Raw genomic sequence first — 14,438 nt, 5'->3', positions numbered from 1 at the left:
CGCGCCCGTCGGCGCCCGTGTGGTCCGTGCGGGTCCGTGGGGGCCCGCGGACGGGCCTACAGGCTCCAGGAGATCGTCGAGTCCACCTGCATGAAGACCAGGAGGACCACCAGGTCCAGGACCCCGAGTGCGAGGCCCAGCCAGGCGCGGCCCCTGCGGCGGGTGCCGCGGATGAGGGCGACGGTGGCCAGGACGATGGCGGTGGGCCCCAGGAAGACGTTGAGGACCAGGAAGCCCACCAGGCCGAGGATGAACGACGCGACGGCCATGCCGTCGGTGTCGCGGATGCCGGTGCGGCTTGTGGCCGGTGCGGTGAGTTGCATGGCGGTCAGCTCCTTCAGCGGCTTTCGGCACCACGGCGGCCGTGGCGCTCGCGGACGGCGAAGATGCCGAGCCAGGCCGCGATCACGGCGGTGGCGACGAGGGTGAAGCCGAGCGGCGCGTGGGCCACGGTGCCCAGGACGACGCCGAGCAGCAGGAGTGCGGCGACGAGGAACAGCATTGGGTGGGATCCCCCTCCGAGGCGCTTCGCGCGCCTCTCGTGAAGTTGGCACCTCTCGTGACGTTTCGGTGAACAGTTGTAGTTACAGTTGTTCACTGACTTCGAGTCTAGCGCGCGCGACGGGTTTCCAATTCCAGAGAACAGTTGTTAACTGGATGACATGAGTCACACCCTGGGCATCCGGCAGGCGCAGAAGCAGAAGACCCGACAGGCGCTCCTGGACGCCGCGTTGGGACTGCTGGAGGAGCAGAGCCTGAGCAGTCTGGGCCTGCGCGAGGTCACCCGGGCCGTCGGGGTCGCCCCGACCGCCTTCTACCGGCACTTCCGCTCCACCGCGGACCTCGGGGTGGCCCTGGTGGAGGAGGCGCTCGGCAGCCTGCACCCGATGATCCGGTCCACGGTCACCGACGCCGACAGCAGCGACGAACGCATCCGCCGGGCCGTCGAACTCATCGCCGGCCATGTGGCCGCGTACCCCGCGCACGTCCGCTTCATCGCCCGGGAGCGGCACGGCGGGGTGCAGCCGGTCCGGGAGGCGATCCGCGAGCAACTGGCGCGGTTCGCCCGGGAGGTGAAGACCGAACTGGCCAAGGACCCCGACGCCCGGGGCTGGCCCGAGGACGACCTGCTGATGCTCTCGCACCTCTACGTGGACCAGATGATCATCACCGCCTCCCTGTTCCTGGAGGCGCAGGAGGGTCGCGACGGCGACCTCGACCAGGTCGCCCGGCTCGCCACCCGGCAGCTCCGCCTCATCACGATCGGCCGCCGCCACTGGCTGGACTGACCGCGGGTCCGGCGCCCCGGTACAGCGCCTCGACGGAGGCCGCCGCCTCGCGCAGCTCCGCCCGCACCTCCGGCGGGTCGATCACCTCCGCCTGGTCGGCGAAGCACAGGAGCTGGCGGGCGGCACGCACGGACGGGTACACCAGGCGCACCGGCACACGGTCCGCCGCGCACTCCGCCGCGGGAACCGCCTCGGGGTCCGGGTCGGGCTGTTCGGCCAGGTGCGGCGCGCTGACGCGCAGGAACAGGTCCAGGCGGTCGCGCCGTACCCCGACCGTCACCGCCACTCCCCCGGGCCGCTCCTCGACCTGCCGGCGCAACACCTCCCACACGTCGGCGAGTTCGACGCCGGAACGGCGCCGGACCGGGTCGTCGAGCACCTCGGCCGAGCGCACCCGGTCGGCCCGGAACAGCCGGGGCCGGCCCCGCCGGTCGGCGACCAGGTACCAGGTCCCGGCCTTGGCGACCAGGCCGTACGGGTCGACGGTGTAGGTGACCGGCTCCCGCTCACCGCTGTGCCGGTAGCGCAGCCGCAGCCGGCGGTCGGCGAACACCGCGTCCTGGAGGGCGGCCAGGTCGACCTCGGGGCGCGGGCCGGGCTGCCAGCGGGTGGGGTCCACCAGGACGCGCCGGCCGGCGGCCTCGGCGGCGGGGCGGTGCGGGGCGGGCAACGCGGCCATCACCTTGCGCAGCGCCGAGCCGAGGGCGGCGTCCAGCCCGAGGGAGGCGTGCGCGCCCTGCGCGGCCACGATGAACAGGGCCCGCGACTCGTCGGCGGTCAGCCCGGTGACGTCCGTACGGAAGCCGTCGAGCAGCGCGATGCCGCCGTGCCGGCCGCGCTCGGCGTAGACGGGAACACCGGAGGACGACAGTGCCTCGACGTCGCGGTAGATGGTCCGCACCGACACCTCCAGCCGGGCGGCGAGTTCCCGCGCCGGGACGCGGCCCCGGGTCTGCAGGAGCAGCAGGATCGACAGCAGGCGGTCGGACTTCACACCCCAAGGCTGCTCCCCCGCAAGCCCGTTGGGCAAATGCTGACGGCGGCTGTCAGGTTAGGGGCCGAACATCGGCGTACCGCACCGGCGAGGCCGAGCAGGACGCTCCGGCCGAGCCGGCGGATGCCCGTGCAGGACACCGAGGAAGAGGTACGCCATGCAGCAGCCCGACCCGCGCCCCGTCTACGCCCGCGCCACCGAGCAGGCCGCCGCCCTGATCCGGACGGTGACACCCGACCGGCTCGGCGACCCCACGCCGTGCTCCGAGTTCGACGTACGGCGGCTGCTGAGCCATGTGGTCGGCGGAACACTGCGGAACGCGGTCGTCGGCGAGGGCGGCGACGGGATGGCCGTCCACCCCTTCGTCGAGGGCGTCGCGGACGACGGCTGGCCGGAGGCGTACGACGAGGCCCGGACCCGCGTGCTCAAGGCGTGGGAGCCCGACGAGCGGATGACGGCGAAGGTGCGGGTGCCGTGGGGCGAGGTGCCCGGCGCCGGCGCCCTCTCGGTGTACGTGATGGAACTCGTCACCCACACCTGGGACCTCAACGAGGCCCTGGGCCGCCCCCGTGAACTGGACCCGGAACTGGCGGAGTTCGCGCTCGCCACCGCCCACCGCGCGCTGCCGGACGCCGAGCGGGGCGAGGAGGTGCCGTTCGGCGACGCGCGCCGGGCGCCCGACGGCGCCGACGCCCACACGCGGCTGGCCGCCTGGCTGGGCCGGGCACCGTTCAGCCGCGCATGATCCGGGCCAGCTGACGGGACTGGGCGACGAGGCGGTCCGCGCTGTCCCAGACCTCCGCGTCCTCCTCCAGGAAGCCGCCGGCGAGGTTGCGCGTGGTGATCGCCACGCGCACCGGACCGGGGGCGGGCCTGGCGCGGACGTGGACGGTGAGCTCCACCGTCGGCACCCAGCCGATGACGCCGAGGTCGAACGCGGTGGGCGGCAGGGCGTCGACCGCGAGCAGCAGGGAGAAGGGGTCCGCGTCGCGGCCGTCGGCGAGGCCGAACCAGGCCCGCATCTCGCCCTTGCCGGACGGCTGTCCGAGCGCCCAGCCGACGGTCGCCGGGTCCAGCTTCAGCATCAGCCGTTCGGCGATGGGCTGCTGGTCCTTGGCCGGCGCCGGACCGTCCTCCGGTCCGAAGCACTGGTCGAGCGGGGGCAGCGCGGGCGGCTTCGCCGTGGTACGGACGTCGTCGGGCAGGTCGCCGAGGTCGCCGTAGGAGGCCAGGACGCGGATGCGTTCCACCTCGCGGCCCTCCTCGTCGTACTGGAGGAGGGAGGCCTGGCCGGTGGACAGGGTGCGGCCGGTGCGGACGGTCTCGGTGCGGACCACGGCCGGGCCGGGGCGGGAGGCGCTGAGGTAGTGCGCCGAGACCGTGAACGGGTCGGCGTGCGGCAGGGCGTCGGCGAGGGCTCGGCCGAGGACGGCCAGCAGGAAGCCGCCGTTGACGGCGCCGAAGATCGTCCAGCCCTGCGGGAGGTCGACGTCGTAGACGCCGGGTGCGCGCGGGGTGGGCGTGGTGTCGCGGTCGAACTCGCTGACGAACTCGCTGACGAACTCGCTGTCGCCGAGTGCGGCGGGGCGGGCGGTGGCTGCTGCTTCGGGCATGGATGAACGGTACAACACTGGATTACTAAGCGGTAGCTTTCCGTTCTGCCCGTGTGATGTCGGCAATTTCTCGGTAAGTGTCCGCACTCGTCCGTCAACCCGGGCCCCGGCCCGGCCCTCTGTAGAGGCATGAGCCTCACCGGGACTCCGTTCCTCTACACCCTGACCGCGCTGGCCGTCACCGCGGTGGCGCTGCCCCTGGCGCTCTGGTCCCGCCTGCGCGGTCCGAAGGTCGTGCGGGCCCTGGCGCGCACGCTGATGCTGCTGTTCGCCCAGGGCACGGCCGTCGCCCTGGTCTTCGTCCTGGTCAACAACGCCAACAACCTGTACGACGACTGGGACGACCTGCTGGGCACCGGCAGCCATGTGCGCCAGGCCGCCGACCTCGGCCCGGACGGCAAGGGCGGCGTGGAGCTGAGCCGGCTGCCGAAGGTGCGCCAGGAGTTCACGGACGCCGAGGGCCCCGGCATGGGCGCGGCCGGCGGGGTGCGGGAGACCGAGCTCAGGGGCCGGATCTCCGGCGTCCAGGCCGAGGTCTACGTCTGGCTGCCGCCGCAGTACGACGACCCCGCCTACCGCGACCGCAGGTTCCCGGTGGTGGAGCTGCTGCCCGGCTTCCCCGGCTCGGCCAAGGCCTGGTTCGGCGCCCTCGCCGCGCACGAGCAACTGCTGCCGCTGATGCGTTCGGGCAAGGTGGCGCCGTTCATCCTGGTGGCGCCGCGCACCGCGCTGCTGCCGGGCGTGGACACCGGCTGCGCCAACATCACCGGCACGGTCAACGCCGACACCTGGCTGAGCGTGGACGTGCCGAAGATGGTGATGGACAACTTCCGGGCACAGCCGGCCCCCGCAGGCTGGGCGGTCGCCGGGTTCTCGGCCGGCGCGCACTGCGCGGCCAAGCTGACGGTGGCCCACCCCGACCGGTTCCGGGCGGCGGTGAGCCTGTCCGGCTACAACGACCCGATCGAGCAGCGCGGCTCACTCGCCGCCGAGACCCCGGCCCTGCGCGACGCCAACAACCCCTACGTACTGCTGCGCAGGGCGGCCGACCCGCCGCCCGTCGCTCTCTACCTCTCCGGCCAGCCGGGCGACGGGTACGAGGCCGGGCTGGCCCTGGCCCGTGCGGCGAAGGCGCCGACCGACGTGCACGTCGTCCACTTCCCGAAGAGCGCGGGCGGCCACACCGTCAAGCTGTGGCGGCCGCAGGTGGTGCCTGCCTTCGAGTGGCTCACCGCGCAGCTGGGGCAGCAGGGCCTGCCCGCACCGGACGGCAGGGGCGCTACTCCTCGCGCACCGTCGAGCGGCGGTTCCAGGCGCGAGGCGCTCGCCAGTGGTAGCGCATCGCGAGCAGGCGCAGCGCGAAGGCCGTGACCGCGGCCAGCGAGCTCGCGAGGGGGGTCAGCACGTCGTACCGCAGGCACACGGCCACGATGGTGGCGCCGACGATCGCCGGCACCGCGTACAGGTCGCGGTCCCAGCGCAGCAGCGAGGGCACCTCGTTGGCCAGCACGTCGCGCAGCACGCCCCCGCCGACGGCGGTGGCCAGCCCCAGGACCGCCGAAGCGGTCAGGCCGAGGCCGTGGTCGTACGCCTTCGTCGTGCCCGTCACGCAGAACAGGCCGAGGCCGGCCGCGTCGAAGACGTTGACCCCGGCCTGGATGCGCTCCACGTGCGGGTGGAGGAAGAAGACGAGGAGGGCGGCCACCAGCGGCGTGAGGAAGTAGCCGAGGTCCGTGAAGGCGGCCGGGGGTACGGCACCGATCATCACGTCGCGGAAGAGCCCGCCGCCGAGCGCGGTGAACTCGGCGAGGACGGCGATGCCGAAGACGTCGAAGTTCTTGCGGACGGCCAGCAGCGCACCCGAGATGGCGAACACGAAGATGCCGATCAGGTCGAGCGTGTGCTGGACGGAGGGACTGAAGAGCTGCTGGATCACCCTCACATTCTCACCCAGCATCGAGCCCCCGCCTTACATTGCAAGGTGGGGGCTCGGCGTCGCTTACTTGTCCTCGGGCTCGCCGTCCGGCTTGGGCTCGGTCTCCTTCACCGGCCCCTCCTCGGCGGGAGGCTCGGCGGACGACTCGGCGGGCGGCTCGGCCGCGGACTCCGCGCCCTCCTCGGACACCAGTTGCGCCGCCTCCTTCGCGGCGGTCAGCAGGACCGTTTCCTGGGGCTGCTGGTCCTCGAAGTTCTCCGGGTGGTGGCAGGCGACCCGCTGGCCCGGACGCAGCTCGATCAGCGGCGGCTCGGCGGTCCTGCAGATCTCCGTCGCCTTCCAGCACCGGGTGTGGAAGCGGCAGCCGCTCGGCGGCGAGATCGGCGAGGGCACGTCGCCCCGGAGCAGGATCCGGTCGCTCTTGGCGCCCCGGCGCTTCGGGTCGGGGACCGGCACCGCCGACATCAGGGCCTTGGTGTAGGGGTGCATCGGCGTCTCGTACAGCGCGGTCCGGTCCGCGAGCTCGACGATCTTGCCGAGGTACATCACCGCGATGCGGTCGGAGACGTGGCGGACGACGGACAGGTCGTGCGCGATGATCACGTAGGTGAGGCCGAGCTCCTGCTGGAGGTCGTCCATCAGGTTCACGACCTGCGCCTGGATCGACACGTCCAGCGCCGAGACCGGCTCGTCGGCGACGACCAGCTTCGGCTTGAGCGCGAGCGCCCGCGCGATGCCGATGCGCTGGCGCTGACCGCCGGAGAACTCGTGCGGGTACCGGTTGTAGTGCTCGGGGCTCAGGCCGACCAGGTCCAGCAGGCGCTGGACCTCCTTCTTCACCCCGCCCTCGGGCTCGACGCCCTGCAGCCGGAAGGGCGCCGAGACGATCGAGCCGATGGTGTGCCGGGGGTTCAGGGAGCCGTACGGGTCCTGGAAGATCATCTGGATGTCCCGCCGCAGCGGGCGCATCCGGGCCGTGCTCAGCCGCGTGATGTCCTGGCCCTCGAAGTGGATCGTGCCGCCCGTCGGGTCCTGGAGCCGGGTGATGACCCGGCCCATCGTCGACTTGCCGCAGCCCGACTCGCCGACCACGCCCAGGGTCTCGCCCTTGCGTACCTCGAAGTCGATGCCGTCGACGGCCTTGACCGCGGCGACCTGGCGCTGGAGCACGCCCTTGCGGATCGGGAAGTGCTTGGTCAGGCCCTCGACCTTGAGCAGCACCTCGCGCTCGTCGGGGGGCGACGCCTGCGCCGGGACCGTCACGTCCGTCTTCTTCGTCTCACGCACAGCTTCGGCGTCATTCACGGCTTCGGCGTCACTCACAGTTTCGGCGCAATCTCTTCGGTCCAGATCCGCGTGCGGTCCTCGGGCGAGAGGTGGCAGGCGGACCAGTGTCCGGTGCCGACCAGTTCCAGCTCCGGGCGCACGGTCCGGGTGACGTCGCCCTTGGGCACGTCCGCGTACGGGCAGCGCGGGTGGAAGGCGCAGCCGGAGGGGACGTTGATGAGGCTCGGCGGCTGGCCCTTGACCGGGTTGAGGCGTTCGGAGGTCTCCCGGTCGATGCGGGGCATCGAGCCGAGCAGACCCCAGGTGTAGGGGTGCCGCGGGCGCTCGAAGATGTCGTCGACCGGACCGCGCTCCACGCACCGGCCGCCGTACATGACCAGGACGTCGTCGGCGATCTCGGCGACGACGCCGAGGTCGTGGGTGATGAGGACGACCGCGGAGCCGAACTCCTTCTGCAGGTCCCGGATGAGGTCGAGGATCTGCGCCTGGACGGTCACGTCCAGGGCGGTCGTCGGCTCGTCCGCGATGAGCAGTTCGGGGTTGTTCACCAGGGCCATCGCGATCATCGCGCGCTGGCGCATACCGCCGGAGAACTCGTGCGGGTAGCTGTCGACGCGCTTGGCGGGCTCGGGGATGCCGACGCGGTCCAGCATCTCCACGGCCCGCTTGCGGGCGACCTTCTTGCTGACGTCGTGGTGGACGCGGTACGCCTCGACGATCTGGCTGCCGATCGTGTAGTACGGGTGCATCGCGGACAGCGGGTCCTGGAAGATCATCGCCATCTCGCGGCCGCGCAGCCGGCGCACCTCGGCCGGGTCGGCGGAGATCAGCTCCTTGCCGTCGAGCCAGATCTCACCGCCCATCCGCACGTTCTTGCCGCGGGCGCCGAGCCGGTGCAGGCCCATGACGGCCAGCGAGGTGACCGACTTGCCGGAGCCGGACTCGCCGACGATGCAGAGGGTCTGGCCCTTCTCCACCTGGAAGCTGAGCCCGTCGACGGACTTGACCAGGCCGTCGTCGGTGTCGAAGTGCACCTTGAGGTCGCGGACGTCGAGGAAGGCGGTGGACGCGTCGGCGGAGTCCCGCACGGGCTCCCCGACGGCCGCGCCGGTCTTGGACAGTTCGGTCACGAGAGCCTCACCCGCGGGTCGGCGGCCGCGTACAGCAGGTCCACCAGGAGATTTGCGATCACGACGAAGAAGGCGGCGAGCAGAGTGACGCCGAGGATGGGCGGCAGGTCGTTGTCCTGGATGGCCTTCACCGCGTACTCGCCGACGCCGTGCAGCGAGAACGTGTACTCGGTGATCACGGCGCCGCCGAGCAGCAGGCCGATGTCCATGCCGAAGACGGTGATGATCGGGGTCAGCACGGAACGCAGCCCGTGCTTCACCACGACCGTGCGCTCACCGAGGCCCTTGGCGCGGGCCGTGCGGATGTAGTCCTCGCTCATCGTCTCCAGCATGCCGGAGCGGGTCAGCCGCGCGTAGATGGCGGAGTAGAGCAGGGCGAGCGAACACCACGCCGGGAAGAGGGTGTTGGCCCATTGGGAGGGGTTCTCGGTGAAGGGCACGTATTCGCTGCCGAAGATCGGCCACTTGGTGCGGAAGAGGTAGATCGCGAGCTGGCCCGTGAAGAACATGGGCAGCGAGACCCCGGACAGGGCGACGCCCATGAAGGTGCGGTCGAGGATCGAGCCGGGCTTGAGCGCGGAGACCACACCGGCCGTGATGCCGGACAGCAGCCACAGGACGGCGGCACCGCCAGCCAGCGAGAGCGTGACCGGGATCCGCGAGGTGAGCTGCGGCCAGACCTCGACGTGGGTCTTGAACGAGTAGCCGAAGCACGGAGCGTTGCACTGCGCCGTCGTGGGGCCCAGGTCATAGGTGGCGCCGGAGACGATCCCCTTGATGAAGTGCCAGTACTGGACGTAGACCGGCTCGTCCAGGCCCAGGTTGTGCTTGACCGCGGCGATGTCCGCCTTCGTCGGGCTCTTTCCGATGTACTGCTGCGCGAGCTGGTCGGCGGTCTGGCCGGCGAGCCGTGGCAGCAGGAAGAAGATCGCGAAGGTGACCGCGCTGACGACCAGCAGCAGGATCACTGCCGCGACCGTCCGACGGAGGATGTACGAGATCACGGGAACCGGCGCCGGTGCCCGCGGGCGGTGAGCCCGCGGGCACCAATGCCTTCACCTGCCTTCCGGGGCTACTTCTTGGTCGTGCCGATGTTGAGGTAGTCGTACTGACCGCTCCAGGCCGCCGAGGACACCAGGTTGGTGTAGTTCGCCGGCCGGTACAGCAGGACCTTGAAGTAGGTCAGCGGGACGAGGGCCGCCTCGTCCATCACCTTCTTGTCGATCTCGGTGTAGAGGGAGTTGCGCTTGGCCGCGTCCTCCGTGGCGATCGCCGTCTCCAGCATCTTGTCGACGTCCGCGTTGGCGAGCTGCGACAGGTTGGTGTTGCCGGAGGCGCCGATCGCGTCGCTGTGCAGGATCTGCTGGAGGAAGCCGTAGCCGGACGGCCAGTCGGCACCCCACTGCATCATGTGCAGGCCGATGTTCTGCTTCTTGTCGAACTCCGGCACACCCGCGGCGTCGGTGAAGTACTTGCCCGAGGGGAACTGCTTCAGGCTGGCGTCGATGCCGACCTTCTTCAGCGAGGCGATGATCGCGGTGGCCGCGTCGATCTCCTGCGGACGGTCGCTGCGGGCGGAGATGTTCGTCTTGATCGACGTCTTGCCGCAGGCCTGCAGCTGCTCCTTGGCCTTGGCGACGTCGCCCTTGCTGCCGTCGCTGGCGTAGGCGTCCGACTTCTCGTAGCCCGGGATGTCCGGCGGCAGGACGGTGGTGGCGATGTCACCGCGGACCGGACCGCCCTCGGCGGTCTGCACCGAGACCTTGTCGATGGCGTACTCGACGGCCTTGCGGCAGGCGACGTTGTCGAACGGCGCCAGCTTGGTGTTGATCGCCATGTAGACCAGGCGGCCACCGTAGGTGTTGTCGGTGTTGGCCTTCAGCGAGGCGTCGTTGATGACCTTCGCCTGGGTGGCGGCCTGGACACCCGTGCCGCCGAGGTCGATGGCCTCGCCGGACATGACGTCCTGGTCGATGGTCTCCGGGTTGACCTTCAGCTTGACGACGACCTTGTCCGGGTACTGCTTGCGCAGCGGGTCGGTCTTCGGGTCCCAGTTGTCGTTGCGGACGAGGACGACCTGCTTGCCCTCCTCGTAGCTCTCGAACTTGTACGAGCCCGAGGACACGATGTTCTTCACGTAGTCGACGCCGGTGTCCTTGGCCTGCGGCACCGGAGCCGTCTGCGGCGTGGCGACCAGGTAGTCGAACTCCTGGAAGGCACGGTTGAGGTGGAAGACGATCGTGGTGTCGTCCGGCGTCTCGATCGACGCCAGGCCCTTCTCGCTCTTGTCCTTGTACGGGCCCTTGTACTTGTCGCCGCCCTCGAGGAACTGCTGGAAGTAGTTGGGGCCGAGGGAGAGCACGTCACGCGCGAAGTTCGAGCGCTCGACGGCGTACTTCACGTCCTTGGACGTGATCGGGGTGCCGTCCTCGTACTTCAGGCCCTCGCGCAGCTTGTACGTCCAGGTCTTGCCGCCCTCGCTGGACTCACCAGGAGCCGCCGCGAGGTCCGGGACCAGCTCGTTGCCCTTCTCGCCCGCGCCGGGCTTGAAGGTCATCAGCGGGCGGGCCCACAGCCGGCTGAGGTTGTACATGTACGCGTAGTACGTGTTGCCGGGGTCGAAGGAGTCCGGGACGTCGGAGTACTCGTACGTGACCGTCCCACCCTTCTGGGTGGAGGCGTTGACGACACCCTTGGTCGCTGCGTTGGCCCCAGCCGACTTGTTGTTACCGCCGTTGTCATTACCGTCATCGGCCTTGCTGCAGCCGGTGAGTACCAGGCTGACGGTGCCGATGGCCGCGATCGCGGCCAGCGCTGACCTTCGCATGATGGTCTGCTTCCCCTCCACTGTTGGAAACTTGATGGCCTCTCGGCGCGAGTGCACGTCAGCGGCTGCGCGGGTCGAGAGCGTCACGGAGTCCGTCGCCGAGCAGGTTGAACGCCAGGACGGTGACGAAGATGGCGAGGCCAGGAACGATCATGAACTGCGGATCGACCTGGTAGTAGTTGACCGCTTCCCTGAGCATGCCGCCCCAGGACGCCTGCGGGGGCTGGATGCCGACGCCGAGGAAGCTCAGGCTGGCCTCGAAAAGGATGTTCGTCGGGATGAGCAGCGTCGAGTAGACGATGATCGGGCCGACCAGGTTCGGGAGCAGCTCCCGGAAGAGGATGTACGGCCCCTTGGCACCCATGCCGCGGGAGGCGTCGACGAACTCGCGTTCCCGCAGGGCCAGGGTCTGACCGCGCACGATGCGCCCCAGGTACGGCCAGTTGAAGAAGCCGATGACGAAGATCAGCACGCCGATGTGGAGCGGCAGCCCCTCCAGACCGAACGCGCCGCCCTGCAGCGTCGCCGAGATGGAGATGGCGAACAGCAGCAGCGGGAAGGCGAGGAAGGTGTCCATCATCCGGCTGATGACGGTGTCCACCCGCCCTCCGTAGTAGCCGGCCACCACGCCGAGGATCGTGCCGATCGTGTTGGACAGCAGCGTGGCGCCGAACGCGACGACCAGCGACACCCAGGAGCCCTCCAGGATGCGGGTGGCGATGTCGCGCCCGAACTTGGGGTCGACGCCCAGCGGGTGGTCCGCGCTCATCCCGCCGAAGTCCCCGGCGGGCAGTGAGGTGTTGGGGTCGATCAGGTCCTGGTTGAAGGCGTTGGGGTCCAGGCCCAGCAGGGCCTGCACGGGGCGGGACAGCACCGCGAGGAGCACCAGCAGGATGACGACGACGCCACCGGCGACAGCGACCTTGTCCCTCTTGAACCGGGTCCATGCGATCTGCCCAAGGGACCGGCCCTCGATCTTGGCCTTACCGGCGCCGGAGAGCACGGCTTCCGGCTGTGCCTCGGTCGCCGCTCCCGTGGTCTCAATCGGTGCGGTCACAGTGACCTGACCCCTCTCGCGCCGGTGGTGACCGGCCCTCAACCCTGCCAACCGCCCTGGTCGTGCGCCGATCGGCGCAAGCGCGAAACAGCTGGCCTTTTGTCTGGGAGGCGAGTCTTCAACGCGCTGCTGAGCAGGCGCCAGACCTGCCAGGGAAAGGATGCGCAACTGTGATGCCGACCGGGTGAATCCGTTATCCGGACAGGGGAGACCGTCCTCCGGTCGGACGGCCGGTGGAAGCGGGCGCGGTGGAAGGCACTCGGGGCGCACGTCGCGGGGGCGGCAGTGGATAGCCTTGTCGCCCTGAACCATGATTCACACAGGCGGTAGGAAGATGGACTTCCCGGCACAGGCACACCCCCAACCGCACGGCGGCTGGCCCGGCAACGAGTTGGAAGAGGTGCTCTCGGCCTCCCTCGGCGTCCCCGGCGCCGGCGGCCGGATCGTGGAGGTCCTCGGCCGCAGCTTCGTGTGGGTGCCGCTGCCGGGCGGAGGCGGGCCCGACCGCGTCCCGCTGGACCTGCCCACCCTGGAGATCGAGGGCCAGGCCTACGTTCCCGTCTTCAGCTCGGAGGAGCAGTTCCGCCAGGTCGTCGGCGCCCACATGGCGTACGCCATCGCACCGGCCGTGGAGTTCGCCCGGGGCCTGCCCCCGCAGGTGGGACTGGTCGTCAACCCCGACGGCACGGTCGGCGTCCCGCTGCCCCCGCCCGCGGTGGCCGAACTGTGCCGCGCCGGCCGCACCCCCCTCGACGGTCCGGCGACCGGCGGCCGGGTCCGGCTGTCCGAGCCGGACTGGCAGGACGACCCGGTGGACTTCCTCTCCGCCGCAGCCGCCGAGTTCGACGCCACGGGTACGGTCCGCACTGCCCGCCGCTGTCTGGCCGCCGTGGAGACCGACGACCCGGTCCTGTTCGTCGGCGTGGAACTCGCCCACTGGGAAGGCGACCCCCGAGCCCAGCCCCTCGACGCGCTGGGCCGTGCCCTAGGCCGGGTCCCCGTGCCGTGGCCGGTGAGCCTGATCGTGCTGGACGTGGCGGAGGACCCGGTGGCCGACTGGATGCGGCAGCAGGTGCGGCCCTTCTATACGAGGGGGCACTGACCGTACGGGCGGCCCTGAGCCGCCGTCAGGGCAGCGGGGCGGCATCGATGCGCGGCGGCGCCGTCCCGGGGCCGCCCCGGAGGTAAGGGACGAGCCGGGGTCCGGCCGGTATACGCGACCGGTGTCCGTGAGACGGACACCGGGGGATACCGCCGTGGGCGCTTAAGCTGGACCCAAACGCGGGGCAACTGAAGGGGCGGTAAAACGTGAGCGCGAGCGGCACCGCCGCGACCGGCCAGGTCGAGCACATGCTGCGCCAAGTCACGCCCGGGCGCTACGACGCCTACGAGGCGCTCCTCCGGGCACTCGCCACTCCGTCCACCGGCCAGATCTGGATGCTGCTCTGGCACGGCCAGGCCGGCTCCCCCGACGCCCAGTACGGCAGCATGGAGGTCGACGGCCACGGATACGTACCGTGCGTCACCTCCGCCCAGGAACTCGCCGCCAGCGGCTGGAACCGGTCCTACGAGGTGATCGACGGCCTGGACGCCGCCCGCACCCTCTACCCCGACCACCACGGACTGTGGCTCAACCCGCACGCGCCCGGCGGCGGTGTGGGCATCCCCTGGCTGGATCTGCGCCGGATCGCCACCGGCCTGGAGCACCGGCCGGCCGGCCCGCTGCGGCTGTCCGAACCGGCCATCGAGGTCCCCCAGTTCTACGCGCTGCTCGCGCAGAACGCCCACCGCACCCCGGCGCTGCGTTCGCTGCGCCGCGCGTGGGTGCAGCCGGCGCTCGGCGCGCCGTACCTCGCCCTCGGCCTGGATCTGTACGAGGCATCGCCGGCGGCCGTGGACGCGGTGCGGGCGATGATGCAGCAGTCGATGGGCGCCGTGCCCGACGGGCTGCCGGTGTCGACGGTCGCGATGACCGACGACTACGACCCGGTGGTGATGTGGATGCGGGCCAACGCCCGTCCGTTCTACGACCGCGAGGCCCACGCCCCCGTCCCCGCCGCCGGCTACGGCTATCCGGCGCCGGGTTTGGCCTGACCCCGCGCCGGGCCGCCCCGCCGCCGCGTCACGCGGGCGGCTAGGGCCTGTTGCGAAAGTCCCGTCGTCCGCCCGAAGGGCGGGCTTGGCGTCGTCCGGTGCGTGCGATCGCAAGGCGCCGGAGCGCCCGCGTGGCGGAGTCACGTGGGCGCTCCGGCAACGCGGCGAGCGCGCGTGCCGGGCGTCGCCAAGCAGACGGGACTTTCGCAAC

15 protein-coding genes are annotated in these 14,438 nt (G+C 70.9%); 5 read left to right on the top strand and 10 right to left on the bottom strand.

Translation table 11 applies throughout. The features are described 5' to 3' along the window. Positions 1-56: 56 nt before the first annotated feature. Both AC3ET3_RS23575 and AC3ET3_RS23570 read right to left on the bottom strand, forming a co-directional pair. A complete protein-coding gene (locus AC3ET3_RS23575; protein WP_432137870.1) occupies positions 57-323 on the bottom strand; it encodes a DUF4190 domain-containing protein in 267 nt (88 codons plus the stop codon). 14 nt (positions 324-337) lie between these two features. Beyond that, positions 338-502, bottom strand: coding sequence for a hypothetical protein (locus AC3ET3_RS23570; protein ID WP_432137871.1), 165 nt, complete (start codon positions 500-502; stop codon positions 338-340). 160 nt (positions 503-662) lie between these two features. Between AC3ET3_RS23570 and AC3ET3_RS23565 the strand changes: the two genes are divergently transcribed. After that, positions 663-1,289, top strand: a complete 627-nt coding sequence (locus AC3ET3_RS23565) for a TetR family transcriptional regulator (protein ID WP_432137872.1) — start codon at positions 663-665, stop codon at positions 1,287-1,289. Here AC3ET3_RS23565 and AC3ET3_RS23560 read toward each other — a convergent pair. Next, complete coding sequence (locus AC3ET3_RS23560) at positions 1,258-2,283, bottom strand: helix-turn-helix transcriptional regulator (RefSeq protein WP_435612829.1); 1,026 nt, start codon at positions 2,281-2,283, stop codon at positions 1,258-1,260. The genes AC3ET3_RS23565 and AC3ET3_RS23560 overlap by 32 nt on opposite strands. 157 nt (positions 2,284-2,440) lie before the next feature. Here AC3ET3_RS23560 and AC3ET3_RS23555 point away from each other — a divergent pair, with 157 nt between their 5' ends. Further along, positions 2,441-3,028 (top strand): TIGR03086 family metal-binding protein, encoded by a 588-nt coding sequence (locus AC3ET3_RS23555; RefSeq protein ID WP_435612828.1) that lies wholly within the window; start codon positions 2,441-2,443, stop codon positions 3,026-3,028. Here the strand turns inward: AC3ET3_RS23555 and AC3ET3_RS23550 are convergent. After that, positions 3,015-3,896, bottom strand: a complete 882-nt coding sequence (locus AC3ET3_RS23550; protein WP_432137876.1) for a thioesterase family protein — start codon at positions 3,894-3,896, stop codon at positions 3,015-3,017. The two genes, AC3ET3_RS23555 and AC3ET3_RS23550, sit on opposite strands and share 14 nt — an antisense overlap. 129 nt (positions 3,897-4,025) lie before the next feature. Between AC3ET3_RS23550 and AC3ET3_RS23545 the strand changes: the two genes are divergently transcribed. After that, positions 4,026-5,267, top strand: coding sequence for an alpha/beta hydrolase (locus AC3ET3_RS23545; RefSeq protein WP_435612827.1), 1,242 nt, complete (start codon positions 4,026-4,028; stop codon positions 5,265-5,267). On the opposite strand, the gene AC3ET3_RS23540 is transcribed toward AC3ET3_RS23545, so the two are convergent. The 6 genes from AC3ET3_RS23540 to AC3ET3_RS23515 form a co-directional block, all read right to left on the bottom strand. Further along, on the bottom strand, positions 5,176-5,832 hold the full coding sequence (locus AC3ET3_RS23540; protein WP_432137878.1) for a trimeric intracellular cation channel family protein: 657 nt from the start codon (positions 5,830-5,832) through the stop codon (positions 5,176-5,178). The two genes, AC3ET3_RS23545 and AC3ET3_RS23540, sit on opposite strands and share 92 nt — an antisense overlap. Positions 5,833-5,895: 63 nt before the next feature. After that, complete coding sequence (locus AC3ET3_RS23535; protein WP_432137879.1) at positions 5,896-7,119, bottom strand: ABC transporter ATP-binding protein; 1,224 nt, start codon at positions 7,117-7,119, stop codon at positions 5,896-5,898. A gap of 32 nt (positions 7,120-7,151) precedes the next feature. Next, positions 7,152-8,249, bottom strand: coding sequence for an ABC transporter ATP-binding protein (locus AC3ET3_RS23530; protein ID WP_432137880.1), 1,098 nt, complete (start codon positions 8,247-8,249; stop codon positions 7,152-7,154). Next, complete coding sequence (locus AC3ET3_RS23525; protein ID WP_435612826.1) at positions 8,246-9,253, bottom strand: ABC transporter permease; 1,008 nt, start codon at positions 9,251-9,253, stop codon at positions 8,246-8,248. Before AC3ET3_RS23525 ends, AC3ET3_RS23530 begins: the two co-directional genes overlap by 4 nt. A gap of 68 nt (positions 9,254-9,321) precedes the next feature. Next, a complete protein-coding gene (locus AC3ET3_RS23520) occupies positions 9,322-11,076 on the bottom strand; it encodes an ABC transporter substrate-binding protein (protein WP_432137882.1) in 1,755 nt (584 codons plus the stop codon). A gap of 58 nt (positions 11,077-11,134) precedes the next feature. Beyond that, positions 11,135-12,133, bottom strand: coding sequence for an ABC transporter permease (locus AC3ET3_RS23515; protein WP_432137883.1), 999 nt, complete (start codon positions 12,131-12,133; stop codon positions 11,135-11,137). Between the two features lie 334 nt (positions 12,134-12,467). Here AC3ET3_RS23515 and AC3ET3_RS23510 point away from each other — a divergent pair, with 334 nt between their 5' ends. Both AC3ET3_RS23510 and AC3ET3_RS23505 read left to right on the top strand, forming a co-directional pair. Then, the gene (locus AC3ET3_RS23510; RefSeq protein ID WP_432137884.1) at positions 12,468-13,235 is read left to right on the top strand and encodes an enhanced serine sensitivity protein SseB; all 768 of its coding nucleotides are present in this window, start codon (positions 12,468-12,470) and stop codon (positions 13,233-13,235) included. 206 nt (positions 13,236-13,441) lie between these two features. Further along, a complete protein-coding gene (locus tag AC3ET3_RS23505; protein ID WP_432137885.1) occupies positions 13,442-14,227 on the top strand; it encodes an enhanced serine sensitivity protein SseB C-terminal domain-containing protein in 786 nt (261 codons plus the stop codon). Positions 14,228-14,438: the final 211 nt, after the last annotated feature.

The organism is Streptomyces sp. bgisy159 (assembly GCF_057707805.1).
This window is presented reverse-complemented; position numbering and strand designations above follow the sequence as displayed.

Coding starts and splice junctions, on each gene's coding strand:
- AC3ET3_RS23545 (WP_435612827.1), top strand. CDS start 4,026: ATGAGCCTCACCGGGACTCCGTTCCTCTACACCCTGACCGCGCTGGCC.
- AC3ET3_RS23565 (WP_432137872.1), top strand. CDS start 663: ATGAGTCACACCCTGGGCATCCGGCAGGCGCAGAAGCAGAAGACCCGA.
- AC3ET3_RS23570 (WP_432137871.1), bottom strand. CDS start 502: ATGCTGTTCCTCGTCGCCGCACTCCTGCTGCTCGGCGTCGTCCTGGGC.
- AC3ET3_RS23510 (WP_432137884.1), top strand. CDS start 12,468: ATGGACTTCCCGGCACAGGCACACCCCCAACCGCACGGCGGCTGGCCC.
- AC3ET3_RS23550 (WP_432137876.1), bottom strand. CDS start 3,896: ATGCCCGAAGCAGCAGCCACCGCCCGCCCCGCCGCACTCGGCGACAGC.
- AC3ET3_RS23575 (WP_432137870.1), bottom strand. CDS start 323: ATGCAACTCACCGCACCGGCCACAAGCCGCACCGGCATCCGCGACACC.
- AC3ET3_RS23520 (WP_432137882.1), bottom strand. CDS start 11,076: ATGCGAAGGTCAGCGCTGGCCGCGATCGCGGCCATCGGCACCGTCAGC.
- AC3ET3_RS23555 (WP_435612828.1), top strand. CDS start 2,441: ATGCAGCAGCCCGACCCGCGCCCCGTCTACGCCCGCGCCACCGAGCAG.